The organism is Amphibacillus indicireducens (assembly GCF_039539605.1).
Taxonomy (GTDB): Bacteria; Bacillota; Bacilli; order Bacillales; family Amphibacillaceae; genus Amphibacillus; species Amphibacillus indicireducens.
In genome coordinates this window covers 1-16,836 of record NZ_BAABDL010000136.1, presented here as the reverse complement: position 1 = coordinate 16,836, position 16,836 = coordinate 1, and the positions used below count along the sequence as shown (strand labels likewise).

The following is a 16,836-nucleotide window of genomic DNA, read 5'->3' as shown; positions in this document are numbered from 1 at the left end:
CTGGCATTCACTTTTGGCAATTTAATGGGCAAATCACCTATAAAAAATCAAGTTATGAATAATGCAGGTTTTAATTGTTTTTATTTTCCTCTCTAATATTGGTATAATAATTATATAAAGCAAGGAGGTGTATATTATGGGGATTATTGAAATCATTCAACAGGGGGAAAATAAAAACGTAGAATTTAAAAGTTGGATAAATTCAAACAAAAAGAATTTAATAAATACTTTAACGAATGAGGCAGTGGGATTTGCCAATACAAACGGAGGAATTATTTTAGTAGGTGTAGAGGATAATGGTGAGATCACCGGGTGTTATGACTATGATGAACAAAATATTATCGAAAGTATTTATGATAAAACTATGCCTAAGCTTTTCACTGATATAGAGGAAATAAAGTATAAAAATAAGTATATTTTAAAAATAATTGTAGAAAAGTCACCCGAAATTGTGGCTACTTCAAAAGGGGTAGTTTATAAAAGATTGGGAAAAAACACAAAGCCATTTTATCCATCTGAGTACACTACAAATAAAATATTAGGTTTTAAAGGAGATTACTCGGCTAATATTATTGATTCTACTACAAAAGATGATATCGATTTTGCCGAAGTAGAGCGATTAAAGCTAAAAATCCAATCACGTGATAAAGATTCTACTTTATATCAGTCGGACAATATTATGTTTTTAAAAGACTTACGATTGATAGTGACTGCTGAATACGCCATTCGGTTAACGGTAGCAGGATTATTATTTGTTGGAACAAAAGCGGCGATTGCGAAATATGCACCACAAGCAGAAATCATTATACTTACATATAGTGATGGGTATACTGAATATAACAAGCGGTTAGAACTAAAGATGCCTTTGATCCAATCAGTGGAGAGAATACAGCAGTTTTTTGAAGATAGGAATGGAATACAGAATATTCAAATGGGACTTTTTAAATTAGAAGTTGAGGATTATCCTATTAATGTTTTTCAAGAAGCACTTCTTAACGCCATTTCCCACAGGGATTATGAGAGTAATGCCTCAATCTTAGTTAAATTTTATCCAAATGAAATTATTATTGAAAACCCTGGTGCATTCCCAAGTGGGGTCGATAGTTCAAATATAATTACACATCCATCGTCACCTAGAAATAAATTAATTGCTGAAACACTTCAAAAGTTAAAATATGTTCAACGTTCCGGTCAAGGTGTAGATATTATATTTAAGGATATGCTCTCATTAGGGAAATCTGCTCCAGAATATAATTTATTCTCTGAAGCAGTAAGTTTGACTTTAAGAAGTAATTTAGAAGACATTGACTTTTTGAAATTTATTACAAGAGAAGAAGAGAAAAATGGAGAGTTCTCGGTATCAGAAATATGTATATTAAAGTATGTTAAGTCTAATAAAACAATTACATTAGCTAAGGCTGCTGAGGTGGCTCAAGTTACGCGCCAATCTGCATCAAATGTTTTAAATAAATTGTGTCAAAAAAGAAATATCCTACAAAGGGAAAAAAGAAATAAATATATGTTTACTCATAGAGTATACGAGAGTTTAGATGACAGTGTTGAATATACAAAAGATAAAGATTTTGATGAGATACAAGCTAAAGCAATGATCATTGATTATTTGGAAAAAAACGGTTCAATTACTCGAGTAGATGTAGAAAGATTATGTGGGTTTTCATCTACGAGTAGCAAGCGCATTTTAAAACGTTTAAGGGATGAGAAGATTATTATATTAAAAGGTAGAGCAAGAGCTAGTCATTATAAACTCAACTAATTGTATAAAGCCTGAACCAATAATGAGTTAATGGACTTATAACTGAGCCGATATTGGACCGATAAATGCCGATTTGGTCCGATATTGGACCGATAAAGAGCTAATACCGCTAATATTGATTGATTTTAGACTGATAATGGACTGATTAAGACACGTGAAACCTGGTCGACCCTGCGAGAAACCATGATTTTGAATTTAAACAGTATAAATTTTACGATCTATCCATCAATTCTAAATCATAATATTTTTGAACCATTTACATTTAAATCGGGCATTACACTTGACGATACAATAGCTCTATTAACAAAACTAAAAGAAAAAGAACTCGACTATATCCACGTCTCAACCGGGCACTACATGCAAAGCTCAATCCGTAACCCGGAAGATCAAACACCAGTCCTGAAAACAATTATCGACACAGTCGGCCCAGACACACCAGTAATCGGCGTCGGCGCAATCAAAACCCCAGACAACGCACTTGAAGCAATCAAAGAACTCAACCTACCACTCCTTGCGATTGGTAGAGAACTGATTGCCGAACCAGACTGGATCGAGAAAGTGAGAACAGGCAAAGAAGACACAATCCGAACAGAAATCCGACCAGAGGATAAAGATGACTTAGCCTTCCCAGACGCAATGTGGGAATATGTTCAAGGCAATCCAGGCTGGCTGCCGATTGTTAAATAGGGATAATGAAAAAGATGATCTGATTGATAATCAAGATCATCTTTTTTACTCTATTTTTTGAGCATGCTTTTCATGAATAAATATCTTTTCTGTGTCCAATATTAAAAATAATGATTTTTATTTGGTCATTATTGATATCTGCTAAAATTCGATAATTCCCTACTTGATAGCGCCAGTATTCTTTTAAATCAGCTTTTAAGCTTTTCCCTAATGCTCTTGGATTATCTGTATTGATTAAATTTTTCTCTATCCAAGATACTATAAGTCTTTGTTGAGAACGATCTATCTTGCTTAAACTTATAATTGCTTTTTTTGTGTAAACGACTTGATATTTCATTATCTACAAACCTAATGTTTTTTTCAAATCTTCATGAGAGTAAGTCTCATCTGATTTTTCATTTTCATACTCTTGGATTGCTTTAAGATCAAAATCTAACTCCATTTTTTCTTCGAGTGTTTTTTTGAATAAAGTTGATAAAGCGACTCCATTTAACTTTGCGTATTCTTCAAAGATTTTTGCTTCTTGTTCGTTTAGTCTAACCGATATTGTAGTCAAGCTCATCACTCCTTTAACATCATTGTACCACATTGTCATACATTTATGCCATTTATTTAGAGAATTAATTTTTTTGTTGCGTAGGTTGTGCATCATGCAGCCGCAATCGCCTAACTTCGGACATTTCGTACTCTTAAAAACAGAAAAAAGTCCGTAATTAATACCACTACGGACTTTTTGGCGTCAAAATTGAAAGAAATTGTCCGTAATTGCCCCACTTCGGACAATTTCACTGACGAAAATTCAAAAAATGTCCGAACCATAATTCATGATATAATAACTTATAAATTAACAAAAACAATCGGCTGATAGTCATACAAACGCAGTATGCTTATCAGCAAAAATCAATTTATAAATTTAAATGAGCGTTTCAAGTCGACATTAACTGTTTCACTAAGAATGCTAACAACGAAACACCTCATAAGAAAATCAGGGTGATCATAATGGACAAACGAGACTACTTAGTCAAAACTTTTTCACGCACAAAACGAAAAGACTACGTAAATTATATTTTAACAGCTATATGGCACAAGCTAAATAACATGAATCTAAAGCCTGTCAGTCAACAATATGTTAAGCGACAAAACGGCTCACATGCATTAATGGACCTGTACTTTCCGCAACTACATATAGGCATCGAAGTAGACGAGGCGCACCATAAAGACAATGTAGAAGAAGACAAGCTTCGGATGGATGATATTATTTCTGCTGTCAGCGAAGAATCGATCAATGACTTTTTGTGCTTAAGAATTGATGCAACTGAATCGATCGAAGGAATTAATGAGCGGATTAATGAAATCGTTTCTATCATCGAGGAGCGAGCTACAGAAACAACGCTGGTGTGGAAAACTTACGAAGAAGAATTAAACGAACTAAAAAATCAAGACTATCTATCAATCTATGACGACATCCCATTCCGATACATCAAAGATATTACCAATACAGTCTTCGGCAAAAACTATAAAGGCTTTTAGCGCGTTTTCGTGAAGATGTCGGAAAAGACACGCTTATGGTGTCCGAAACTATCAATCATTGAAAATGGCGCGACAAAATCAGTAGCAGCCGGCTGGCTAAACATTTTAGCAAAAGACTGGTCATATATAGATGAATCTCACGTCGACAAAGAAACAGTTAAAGAAAGAAGCGCCAACTACTTAGAAGAAATTGAAGCGGGCCTAGAAAGAGTCGTCTTTGCAAAATATAAAGACAACCTAGGCTTTAATCGCTATCAATTTGTCGGCGTCTTCAAATCAATCGGCATATCACCAGACAATGAGGAATTTGTTAGATATGAACGAATTGATGATAAGGTGAAGATCATTAAATAGGGGTAAGAAAAAGATGACCTTTGAAAGATGGAGGTTGTCTTTTTTATTGTGCTTGTTCACTCAATTTATTAATCTTTATAAACTCAGTACGTTCTAATTCTATAAAACGACAAAATACTAAAGTTACTGTGGTAAAAGTCTGATAACTTTGTGGAATTTATGGGCATTAGTGGTACAATATAATTAGATGAAAAAATAAAAGATGACAAAAATCGAAGTTTAATTGAAGTTTAATATTTGTTATGTAAGCTCTGTAACTAGTTGTTGCTAATATAATATAACTCTATCGGGGAGGAACTATTATGATAGACAATTATTTTTATGAATTTTTAGAGCCTATGTCAAAGGAATTCGCTCGAACCCTTAAAGAATTAGAAAACGTAATTTATAGTAGTCCGCGTTCAATGTTGACTCATAGTCGAACTTTTATTGAAGTGTTACTCGAAAAGGTTATGTTTCATGAAAATTTACCTAGTGAACCATATTTGCCAATCATTGAGAGGATTCGCGTTCTTGACGAACAAGGCTTATTATCTGATGAAGTAAAACATTCATTACATCAAGTTAGAAAATCAGGAAATATGGCATCTCATGATGCACGCCAATTTAGGTTTTCTGAATCACTTACTGCCTGGGAGCATATCTATTTAATTGTAAAATGGTTTGTAGAAGTTTATGGTCTGCATGATATGCAAGTGCCAAGTTATGTTGATCCTTTAATGAACCGAGACCATACATATGGCCTAGAAGAAATGGCGTTAAGATTTAAACAAATTGAAGATCTATTGAAAAAATCTCTTGAGCGGGATCAGCTAAGTAAAACAAGAAATGAAACTCTAAAAACAAATAACGCTGATGAAAGAAATATTTCTGATGATCTGACAAGTGAACAAAGTAATCTCCTACCTAAGGAAATAGATGAAGCACCAGGTTTTATTCCTGTTAGAACGATAACGTATGGAGATGACTCAATAGACATACCATATTTTTTAAGAGATGCTTTTTTATTACCACAGCGTTTTGAAGAGTCAGAACGATTCTTAGTTCGCTTAGGTGGGGACCAACAAGCGAGACTGATGAGTGAGTTACCTAATTCACTAGAAGGACTCCATAAGAGAACTACATACTATTCTGAGTCTCACTCGAAGTTATTTTTTGAAGAGTTAAAGCAATTTGTCGCAGAAGAAATTAGAAGAAGAAAATTAATTCAAAGTCGACCAGGCGAATTATTTTTATTTTATAAGTCAAAAGAAATCGTTGTTACAGAAATATTAGGAGAAATAGCTATTAATACAGATGAGTTTACAGGTAGCCCTAGTCTAATTAAACAACTTCAAGAAGATAGCATTTATAAAGTTCGTGATCTACCAAAGGAATTACTTATTATAGGGAAATACAACGGCGTCGGGAAACATAGAGTGGAGAACTTTTTTAACCAACTAAGAGAAAAGCAAAAATCAAGAGGAGACTTTATTCAATAGACTTTTTAGTTTGTTCCCGCTTTAATACATGATATGGAGGTTTGCATCTTGAAAGCACCTAAATTTATCGATAATAAGACCTATAAAATGGTCGATGAAATAAAAGAGTATAGCAAAAAAAATAGTAAAATAAGTATGATTTCTTCCAGCTTTACTTTATTTGCTTTTGAGAAGTTGAAAAAGGAACTTTCCAAGATTGATGAGTTTAGATTTGTTTTCACAGAGCCGACATTTGTTTCAAAGAAGCAGGAAATGAAAGAATTTTATATCGACAAAAATAATAATGTTTTTGGCACTGAATTTGAAATTAAGCTTAGAAATGAAATGACGCAGTCTTCTATCGCAAAAGAATGTGCGGAATGGATAAAGGAAAAAGCAACATTCAAATCATTCAAAGAAAGAAATCCTGCTTATCCAAGACTTATGCATATAGAGAACAAGGACGATACTGTAGCAATGAATGGATCGGTTGATTTTACCGCGGATAGCTTAGGTATCGTCCCTTCGACTAGAATGGAAGCAATCAATGCTTTTTATGGAGAGCATACAATTGGAATGCTACAAGCTTTCGAAAACATTTGGAACAGTGATAGTGAATTAGAAGATGTAACAGATTTAGTGATGGAAAATTTAAATATTATACATAAAGAAAACCCGCCTGAGTTTATTTACTTTCTCACCCTATATAATATTTTCTATGATTATTTAAGCGAACTTACCGATGACCGACTTGTAAAAGAGAAGACTGGAATTAAGGAGACGCTAATTTGGAACAAGCTTTATCAGTTTCAAAAAGATGGCGTGTTAGGTGCAATCGAAAAGATGGAAAACTTTAATGGCTGTATTATTGCAGACAGTGTGGGTTTAGGAAAAACATTTAGTGCGCTAGCGATAATAAAATATTATGAACTGAGAAATTATCGAGTTCTTGTACTTTGCCCTAAAAAGCTGAGAGATAATTGGCTCGTTTATACGATGAATGATAAAAGAAATATTTTCGTTAATGATCGCTTTAGTTATGACGTATTAAACCATACAGACTTAAGTAGAGAAGGTGGATATTCAGGAGATATTAACTTATCTACATTGAACTGGGAAAATTATGATTTAGTCGTTATTGATGAATCACATAACTTTAGAAATAATCCTCCAGTTAAAGATCGTAAAACAAGATACCAAAGACTAATGGAAGATGTCATTAAATCTGGCGTTCAAACTAAAGTGCTCATGCTATCAGCAACTCCAGTCAATAACAGAATGAATGACATAAAAAATCAGATTGCCTTTATTACAGAGGAAAATGATCAAGCGCTTCAAGAAATAGGTATAAACAGCATTGATCACACACTTAAAAATGCACAGATGATATTTAACCAATGGGCTAATTTATCAGAAGATGAAAGAACGACAGAAAAGTTTGTCGACATGATGAGCATGGATTATTTCAAAATACTCGATACACTAACAATTGCACGATCGAGAAAACATATTGAAAAATATTATGATATTAAGGAAATAGGTTCGTTTCCAGAACGACTAAAGCCAATGAATAAATATAGCAAAATCGATGAAGATGCTATTTTCCCTGACATATCGGAGGTAAATAATACGATAAATAAACTGAACTTAGCCATCTACTCGCCATTAAAATATGTTTACAACCATAAACTTTCCGAGTATGAAAGGAAATATGATATGGAAGTTAAAGATGGTCAAGGTCTATTTCGCCAGAGAGATAGAGAAACTAGTTTAATCCATTTAATGCGAGTAAATATTTTAAAGAGGCTAGAAAGCTCTGTTCACTCTTTTACATTAACTCTGTCAAAAATATTGGAACAAGTAAATCAGATGATCCAAGCAATTGAAAAACATGAAGCAGATTATTCAACGAGTAGTTCAGCAGAAGACGTGTCAATTTTAGATATCGATCCAGATGACACTCTTTTTGAAGACTTACTTGTTGGAAACAAAGTCAAAGTATTGCTTCAAGATACAGATACGATTAAGTGGAAGCAGGAGCTTGAAGAGGATCAAGCAATCTTAGATGAATTACTAGCTATGGGGAAAAGTATTGAGCCTGAAAAAGATAGTAAATTAAATATGCTGAAAGATACGATATCTCGGAAACTCTTGAATCCTATCAATGACAGAAATCGTAAGGTGCTAATATTTACAACATTTTCTGACACTGCAAAGTATTTGTATGATAACCTTGCTATTCATGCGAAAGTTTTAAATATGAACACGGCTTTAGTTGTTGGAAGCGGCACAAACAAGTCAACGTTAGAAGTGCCAGCTGAATATAAAAATCAAATAAAATTTAACGACATTAATACAGTTCTAACGCTATTTTCGCCAAAATCCAAAGAAGCACATAAAGTATTTCCTAATATGGATGAAGAAATAGATATTCTCATTGCAACAGATTGCATATCAGAAGGACAAAACTTACAGGATTGTGATTTTGTAATAAACTATGATATCCATTGGAACCCAGTGAGAATTATTCAACGTTTTGGTAGAGTAGACCGAATTGGTTCTCAAAATGAACGTATCCAACTCGTAAACTTCTGGCCAACCCAGGATTTAGATGAATATATTAATTTAGAACAACGAGTCAAAGGTAGAATGGTATTAGTAGATGTGTCGGCAACAGGTGAAGAAAACCCAGTAGAAAAAAATCAATCGAAGGAAATGAGAGACTTGCTTTATAGAAAGAATCAGCTAAAGAAATTAAGAGAAGAAGTCGTTGATTTAGAAGATATTTCAGGAGGAATCTCGATAACAGACTTAAGCTTTAGTGATTTTAGGGTTGATTTAACTGGATACTTAAAAAACAATCGGAAAAGGTTAGAGCAAAGCCCATCTGGACTCTACTCTATCGCTCGAATACCTCAACAATTTGAAGATGAACTTGAAGCAGGGGTCATTTTCTTATTAGAGCAAGTATCAGGAGAAATAAATAATTTGGAGAAAAATCCGCTCCATCCTTATTACTTGATATACGTAACGAATGATCAGGAAATTAAAATATCTTATGACAAAGGTAAACAATTACTAGATTTCTACAAAAAAACGAGTCATAACAATGACAAGTTGGATACCGAATTGATTACGAAATTTAATCATTCAACGAATTACGGAAGTGACATGAGCCACTATTCTTCATTACTTGAAAAAGCAATCGAAGAAATTGTCGGGCGTAAGGAAGAACTAGGGATTGCGACTCTATTCCAGAAAGGCGGTACAAGTATTGTCGCGGAAAATGTTGATGGACTAGAGGACTTTGAGCTCATTAGTTTCTTAATATTAGATTCCTAAAAAGGTGTGATGAAACTTGTTAGAATCATTGAATCTACCTAAAGAATGTGTTTATCAACAGTTCATTCCGAAAAAACAATTTTACACTCACGGTAATTTAAAAACGACTGAAAAAAATATTTTTACCCAAGGAATTGAGCGTATTACTCTATATGCTCAATTAACAAGACAGAACACAAATATTCCAACCTATAAAGATGAAACGAGGACTTATGAAGAAGTATCAATTTTCCTTGTCGAGTTGAGAGAGTCGGAGGCAGTTGAAAAGATTGCAACATTAATCATGGAAGCCATTCCTTATCCAATCATCCTCATTGGAAAACTTAATAATCAGTATAATTTTTTCGGGGCACATCAAAGAGACAATCTAGTAGATGAGCAAAAGATTATCTTAGAAAAAGTATATCAAACTGGATTTGTCGATAGCGATTCAATATTTATCGAGCAAGTAAATTATCTAAGCTTAAGGAAAAGTGATTTCTTCACGTTTTACAATGATTATATTCAAGCAATTATTAAATTTAATTTAGCAAGCAGAAATATCAAACAAACAGAAAACAGTGAAGAAGTATTAGAGCAAATAGAAATGCTTGAACATGAGATTGCCACACTAAAAGGCAAGTTAAAGCGTGAAAATCACTTTAATAAAAAGATGGAATTAAATATGAAGATAAAAAAATTAGAAAAAGAACGAAAGCAAATGGAGGGTTAATATGTCTCATTTAAATGGCGAATCATTAAACATAGAAAATAAGAACATCGAAAAGTTAGTCGAATTATTCCCAGAAGTAAACACAGATGGAAAGGTTGACTTTGAAAAATTAAAGCAAATACTTGGTGAGTATGTCGACGATTCAGACGAACGTTACCGCTTTGTCTGGAACGGTAAAGGAGAAGCACTGAGATTATCACAAACACCATCGACGGGAACGTTACGCCCAGCGAAAGAAGAAAGTAAAAACTGGGATGAAACAGAGAACTTATACATTGAAGGGGACAATCTTGAAGTATTAAAACTTCTTCAAAAGTCTTATTTTAACAAAGTCAAGATGATTTATATCGATCCACCTTATAATACAGGTGGCGACTTTGTATACAAGGATAACTTTAAAGATAACATCCAAAACTACAAAAAAATCACGGGGCAAGTTGATAGTGAAGGTAATGCTACTACAACGAATAGAGAGTATAGTGGAAGATATCATACAGATTGGTTGAATATGATGTATTCAAGACTGAGATTAGCTAGAAATTTACTAAAAGATGATGGGGTTATTTTTATCAGTATAGATGATAACGAAGTAACCAATTTAAAGAAAGTCTGCGATGAGATTTTTGGAGAAATTAATTTTATTACTCAAATAACTGTCTTGTGTAATCCAAGGGGAAGGTCCCAAGATAAATATTTTGCAACTAATCATGAATATATTTTGGTTTATTCAAAATCTGAATTGCCAGTAGGAGCTTTCTCTATTGCAAAAGACGAGTCGCAAATAGAAAAAGAATATCCTGAAATTGATAATAAAAATAATAAATATAGATTATTAGAATTAAGAAATACCCATAGGGATTTTGGAAAGCATAACCGCCCTAATTTATACTTTCCGATTTATTATCATCCAGAATCCCATAGACTTTCTTTGGAAAACAAGCAAGGTTATATAGCTATCTACCCTATATGGAACGATGGATATAAGGGATGCTGGACATGGGATAGAAAAAAAGTAGCAAATGATATAGAGCATCTTGAAGTACGAAAAGTTAACGAAAATTGGAAAGTATACAGAAAAAATTATGCAGAAGGTTCAGTTAAGATGTTAAAAACCATTTTCACAGAGAATTCATATTTCACAGATAGAGGACAAGCAGCAATATCCGATTTATTTGATACTAGATTTAAAATATTTGAATCACCTAAATCAGTAAGCTTAATAAAACAATTAATACAAACCAGTAGTGATAATAATGATATAATTTTAGATTTCTTTGCAGGTTCTTCTACAACAGCCCATGCAGTCATGAATCTAAACATAAAAGATGGAGGAAATAGAAAGTTTATTATGATTCAATTGCCTGAAGAGACAGATGAAGGGTCAGAAGCATCCAAAGCGGGTTATGAAACCATTGCTGAGCTGGGTAAAGAACGAATAAGACGTGCTGGTGAAAAGGTTAAAGCAGAACTAAAAGAAAAGTATGATTCGGCAAGTGAAGAAGAACAAAAAGTAATGAAACACCCTGATGAACTCGATATCGGTTTTAAACTGTTCAAACTAGACTCATCTAATATAAAAGAATGGAATCCAGGTAAGTATGAGAACGTTCAAGAAGCTATAGAAGATGCCTTAACTCCTTATGTTCCAAGTAGAACGGAAGAAGATGTCGTTTATGAGATGATGTTAAAAATGGGCTTAGATTTAACTTATCCAGTAGAAGAAATTGATATAAAAGGGAAAACTATTTATTCAATTGGTTATGGATTTTTAATGATCTGTTTGGCAGATAACATTGATATAGCAGTCGCAGAAAAGATGATTGAAATTAAAGACGAAAATAATCAGCAAGAATTTAGAGCGATATTTAGAGATGAAGGGTTTAGTTCAGATACAGATAAAACGAATGTAAAAGAAACATTACGATCAGCAGGACTCGCTGAAGAATCATTTATTACGCTGTAGAAAGGAGTATATAATGTCTTTAAAATTACAATTTAATTCAGAACTAGATTATCAACTAGACGCAATCAATGCAGTTGTTGACTTATTTAAAGGGCAAACACCAAAGGAAGCCAATTTTACAGTTGCTCCTGCATCAGCCCAGATGACTACGGATGAATCAACAATCGGAATTGGAAACAAATTAGAGCTAACAAATGAAGATTTGCTAATTAATTTGCAGGAAGTACAAGAAAAAAATGGACTGAAGCAAAGTGAAGTGCTTGAAGAAAGTCCTTATTTAGAATTTGAAGTAGATATGGAAACAGGAACAGGAAAAACATATGTCTTTATTCGAACAATGATGGAACTAAATAAAAAATATGGCTTTAAAAAATTCGTTATTGTTGTACCAAGTTTAGCGATTAAAGAGGGTATTCATCACAGTTTAAAAACGACGGAATCTCATATGAATTCGATTTACTCTAATGAAGTGTATGATTACTTTGTTTATGATAGTGATGATTTAAGTCGGATTAATAGTTTTGCTACGGCAGATCATATAGATATCATGATTATTAACATTCAAGCATTTAATCGTAGTTTTGGTAATAAAGAGGCATTAAATAAAGCGAATATTATTCATCGAGCGAATGATAGAGGACCAGAAGGTAGAGCACCAATTGAACTAATTCAAGAAACAAATCCAATTGTTATTATCGATGAGCCTCAAAGTACTGCGAACACGAAGAAATCTCGAGAAGCGATTGCTAGTTTAAATCCATTGTGCTGCATCAAGTACTCGGCAACGCATATAAAACCAAAGAATGTTGTGTATCGATTAAACGCTGTCGATGCTCATGATTTACAACTTGTTAAACAAATTGAAGTTGTTAGCTTTGAAGAAGAGGATAACTATGAAGATGCATATATTCGTTTAATCAAGACAGGTAATCCTAAATCTGGTATTTATGCAGATGTTGAGATTGATAAAAAGTTTAATTCAGGCATTAGAAGAATGACGATGCGGATTAAGCATGGCGATGACCTATATGAACTATCTGGCAATCGTGACGTCTATAATGGTTTTCAAGTGTCTGAAATAAACGCTGAAAAAAACATCGTGAAATTTACTGCTAGGCCAAATATTCTTACCCTAGATAATCATATTGGTGGTATTGATGAAAATATCTATAAACGATTGCAGATTGAATCCACTATACGAGCACATTTAAATAAAGAACTTACATTAAATAAACGAGGCATAAAGGTGCTATCTTTATTTTTCCTCGATCGTGTAGATAATTATCGAATCTATAATGACGATGGAACTTATAATAAAGGTAAATATGCCCTCCTGTTTGAGGAATTACTTCAAAAAATCATCATGGAAGATGAATATAAAGAATTAAGGGAAAATATAGATGACCTCGATCGATACACACAAGAAGCTCATCATGGCTATTTTTCTCAAGATAAAGCAGGGAGAACAGGCGTTAAATTTGTGGAGACAAGTACAGGAAATTCAGCAAGTGATGATTATGCATATGAACTAATTATGAAAGATAAAGAACGCTTATTATCGTTTGATAGTAAATTAAAGTTTATTTTCTCTCACTCTGCTTTAAGGGAAGGTTGGGATAACCCGAACGTCTTTCAAATTTGTACACTAAATGAAACATACAGTGACATAAAGAAAAGACAAGAGATTGGTAGAGGCTTAAGACTAGCTGTTAATCAAGATGGTAAAAGACAACACGGATTTGATATTAATACACTTACCGTTATCGCTAACGAGTCCTACGATGTATTTTGTAATACATTGCAAAGAGAATATGAAGAAGATGCTGGGATTAGGTTTGGTTACATTGAAGAGCATTCGTTTGCGAATATTATCATTGTAAAAGACAATCAAGAGCAACGGTTAGGAATTGAAGCATCAAAAGCAATCGTACAAAGTTTTAAAGAACGAGCATACATCGCAAAAGATGGAAAAGTTCTAGAGAAATTAAAGAAAGCACTAGATCATAATCTATTAGAAGTTCCAGTTGAGTATGCAGATCATAAAGAGAAAATTATTGCACGAACAAAGAAAACGATTGAAGGCGTAAAAATTAAAAAAGCAAAAGAAAAGGAAGATGTATCACTTAATAAAGAACGATTTTTAAGTCCTGAATTTAAAGAACTGTGGGATAAGATTAAATATAAAACAGTTTATCAAGTAGACTTTTCATCTGAAGAATTAATTGAAAAATGTTTAGTAGAAATTGAAAAAACATTAACGAAAACTCAACGGAGGATTTCACAGCTGAATGCCCTTGTTGGTATTAAACAAGGGGGAATCGTCGCTAAAGAAACGGGCAGTAGTCGAGAGTATAGTCTTAACAAGGTAGAACTAGAGAACCTACCTGATGTTGTTACTAACTTACAAAATGCAACAGACTTAACGAGAAGAACGATAATTGATATTTTAATTCGTAGTAACACATTAGATGCCTTTGAATTAAACCCGCAAATTTACATGCAGGAAATGGCAGATATTATTAACTCTGTGAAAGAAAACTTTATTGTTGATGGAATTAAATATTCAAAAGCAAGAAACAAAAGCTACTATGCCCAGGAGTTATTCGAAGACAAGGAAGTATCTGGTTACCTAAATGATAATTTATTAACGAGTGAAAAAAGTGTCTATGATTATGTCGTGTATGATAGTACGGTAGAAAGAGAATTTGCAGAGAAGCTAGAAACAAATAAAGATGTCTTGGTCTATGTAAAGCTACCCACTTGGTTCAAAATACCAACACCCCTTGGCAGTTACAATCCAGACTGGGCGATTTTAATTAATGATGCAGGAAAAGAGAAATTCTACTTTGTCACGGAAACAAAGGGTACCTTACGTACAGCAGGCTATCGGACGGCTGAGGAAAAGAAAATAGATTGTGGAGTGGAACATTTTAAAGCTGTTGGAGAAGATGTTAGATATATTGTCGCAACAAATATTGATGATGTGTTAAATGAGGTGAATAGTTAATAACCAGATGTAGTAATGAATTAGTCGAGGAATTAAAGGTAATTATAAATATTTATAAAAAGCGATTATTAAGGAAGGGTGTATGAATTTCATACACCCTTCCTTAATATAATGATGAATTGGTTTAGGTCTGTTCAGAATAGATAGATAGTGACTACAATAAATTGCATCTTGGATATAAAAATTGATAGCTATCAAAAAATTCACTACCATAAAAAACATGTTATGGTATAATAGTACTGCTTAGGTAATTACTTAAGTTCCTCCACAATCATGGTGAGAGGGAAGGACGTGAACGAATGTCAACTTCATATATGAACTCGACATTCTCGCAGAATATAATGAATATCTCGCTACTAATCTTAAACAAGCAGTGAAGATGTCTTATCATTCTCGAATCATTTCCTTTCTGTGTAGTTAAGGTAACTATTTCTCTAACTATATAGTAGACTATTAGTGATCTAACTGGACCAGCTCCTTAATGGATGCTTATATTTGTGTATGCTGGGAGGTATATTTGATGTCAAACAGAAATCAAAGTAATAGGTCCAAATTACATGACCTCTCCAGCTCTTCATATAATGTCGAAATAGATCCTAAAAAGTTTAAAAGGAAATTTTATCCGCACTTTGATACCTCTGTACATTTTAACCATCTTAAGAAAAACATTACTAACCCCGATTGGATTAATAGTCACTCATTTTTGCCATTTATTTATTTCCCTATGAATTTTACTAGATTTGGATTTAATCACGAGCTGGGTTATAAAATACCACATGAAAAAGTACGCGATATATATTATGCATCGCATAAAGACAGTATGATTTACAAGTATTATGGTGAAATCCTCAATGGTTATTACAACGATTATGCCGATACAAAGGGAATAGATGATGTATCAATTGCCTATAGAACTAATAAACATGGATTAAGTAATATTAACTTTGCAAAAGAAATCTTTCAGTTTATTTTAATGCAAGATCAAGCATTAATAATATCTATGGATTTACGAAAGTTTTTCGACCATATTGGCCACGTGGAATTAAAGCGATCAATTCAAAAAGTAATGGGAATTCACTCATTGCCAGATGACTTTTATAAAGTATTAAAAAGTATTACTCAATTTACTTATATTGAACAAAAAGCAATAGAAGCTTTTCTGTTAAATAAATATGGTCGTAAGAAAATGAATGAATTAATAAGAAATAATACATTAAAAAGAATAATGTCACCTAAAGAATTTCGACAATTTAAACAAAAGAATCTTAAGTATAGTAAATCACAAGGCATACCACAAGGTTCGAGCATGAGTGGTGTATGTGCTAATGTACGGTTAATTGATGTTGATTATGAGATCAATTCACTAGTAAAGAATTATGGTGGTTTGTACAGAAGGTATTCAGACGATATTATCATTGTAATACCAAATAACAAAAAACCAGTTTATATACAAGAAAAGGTTTTAAAAATAATTAAAAGGCACGAAGATTTAGTTGTCCATCCTGATAAAACCCAGTTACTAAGCTATTCTAGTAATCAAATCAAGAACGAGGAAGATAAGGATGCATTATTAGATTATTTAGGATTTACTTTCGATGGTAAAGTAATAAGATTGAGAGAAAAGAGTTTATTTAAGTATTATAGTAGAGCCTATCGAAAGGCACGGGTTGTTAGAAATCAAACTTTAAAAAATAAACGAAAGACCAAATATCAAGAACTTTATAAATTATATACTCATCTTGGTAATGAAGAAGGTAAAAGACATGGTAATTTTATTACATATGCCTTAAAAGCACAGAAAGAGATGGAATCGTTATCTGTAGATGTCCAGGTATACAAACCATTACAAAAGCACTGGAACCGCATTCAAAAGCGGTTGTTGTGATAAGGGTTCAAAATTCGAAACGGACTCTGTCAAGCTGGTTACAATGCATTTAGCTATGAAGAGTAAATTTATTTAAATGCATATTACTTGCTCAAACTGTGAGTTAAATTTTACCATCTGGT

At 33.0% G+C, this 16,836-nt stretch carries 12 protein-coding genes; 10 read left to right on the top strand and 2 right to left on the bottom strand.

The features are described from left to right. The first annotated feature begins 136 nt into the window (after positions 1–136). Together ABD814_RS12245 and ABD814_RS12240 are read left to right on the top strand one after the other, a co-directional pair. Positions 137–1,774, top strand: a complete 1,638-nt coding sequence (locus tag ABD814_RS12245; protein WP_344913656.1) for an RNA-binding domain-containing protein — start codon at positions 137–139, stop codon at positions 1,772–1,774. Positions 1,775–1,963: 189 nt separating this feature from the next. Then, a complete protein-coding gene (locus ABD814_RS12240; protein WP_344913653.1) occupies positions 1,964–2,461 on the top strand; it encodes an oxidoreductase in 498 nt (165 codons plus the stop codon). Positions 2,462–2,531: 70 nt separating this feature from the next. Here ABD814_RS12240 and ABD814_RS12235 read toward each other — a convergent pair whose 3' ends face one another. After that, positions 2,532–2,798, bottom strand: a complete 267-nt coding sequence (locus tag ABD814_RS12235) for a type II toxin-antitoxin system RelE family toxin (RefSeq protein ID WP_344913650.1) — start codon at positions 2,796–2,798, stop codon at positions 2,532–2,534. A 3-nt stretch (positions 2,799–2,801) separates the two neighbouring features. Then, the gene (relB, locus tag ABD814_RS12230; protein WP_344913647.1) at positions 2,802–3,017 is read right to left on the bottom strand and encodes a type II toxin-antitoxin system RelB family antitoxin; all 216 of its coding nucleotides are present in this window, start codon (positions 3,015–3,017) and stop codon (positions 2,802–2,804) included. A gap of 443 nt (positions 3,018–3,460) precedes the next feature. Here relB and ABD814_RS12225 point away from each other — a divergent pair, with 443 nt between their 5' ends. The 8 genes from ABD814_RS12225 (at position 3,461) to ABD814_RS12190 (ending at position 16,714) form a co-directional block, all read left to right on the top strand. After that, the gene (locus tag ABD814_RS12225) at positions 3,461–3,991 is read left to right on the top strand and encodes an AbaSI family restriction endonuclease (RefSeq protein WP_344913645.1); all 531 of its coding nucleotides are present in this window, start codon (positions 3,461–3,463) and stop codon (positions 3,989–3,991) included. 15 nt (positions 3,992–4,006) lie between these two features. After that, positions 4,007–4,345 carry a hypothetical protein gene (locus ABD814_RS12220; protein ID WP_344913642.1) on the top strand — a complete coding sequence of 113 codons (339 nt, stop codon included), beginning with the start codon at positions 4,007–4,009 and terminating at the stop codon, positions 4,343–4,345. A 302-nt stretch (positions 4,346–4,647) separates the two neighbouring features. Continuing rightward, complete coding sequence (locus tag ABD814_RS12215) at positions 4,648–5,826, top strand: DUF4145 domain-containing protein (RefSeq protein WP_344913639.1); 1,179 nt, start codon at positions 4,648–4,650, stop codon at positions 5,824–5,826. 48 nt (positions 5,827–5,874) lie between these two features. Beyond that, a complete protein-coding gene (locus ABD814_RS12210) occupies positions 5,875–9,147 on the top strand; it encodes a helicase-related protein (RefSeq protein WP_344913636.1) in 3,273 nt (1,090 codons plus the stop codon). A 16-nt stretch (positions 9,148–9,163) separates the two neighbouring features. Next, positions 9,164–9,859, top strand: coding sequence for a DUF4391 domain-containing protein (locus tag ABD814_RS12205; RefSeq protein ID WP_344913634.1), 696 nt, complete (start codon positions 9,164–9,166; stop codon positions 9,857–9,859). A 1-nt stretch (position 9,860) separates the two neighbouring features. After that, positions 9,861–11,822, top strand: a complete 1,962-nt coding sequence (locus ABD814_RS12200; protein WP_344913632.1) for a site-specific DNA-methyltransferase — start codon at positions 9,861–9,863, stop codon at positions 11,820–11,822. A gap of 13 nt (positions 11,823–11,835) precedes the next feature. Then, positions 11,836–14,829 carry a restriction endonuclease gene (locus ABD814_RS12195; protein ID WP_344913630.1) on the top strand — a complete coding sequence of 998 codons (2,994 nt, stop codon included), beginning with the start codon at positions 11,836–11,838 and terminating at the stop codon, positions 14,827–14,829. Positions 14,830–15,349: 520 nt separating this feature from the next. Continuing rightward, the gene (locus ABD814_RS12190; RefSeq protein ID WP_344913627.1) at positions 15,350–16,714 is read left to right on the top strand and encodes a reverse transcriptase domain-containing protein; all 1,365 of its coding nucleotides are present in this window, start codon (positions 15,350–15,352) and stop codon (positions 16,712–16,714) included. The last annotated feature ends 122 nt before the right edge of the window (positions 16,715–16,836 follow it).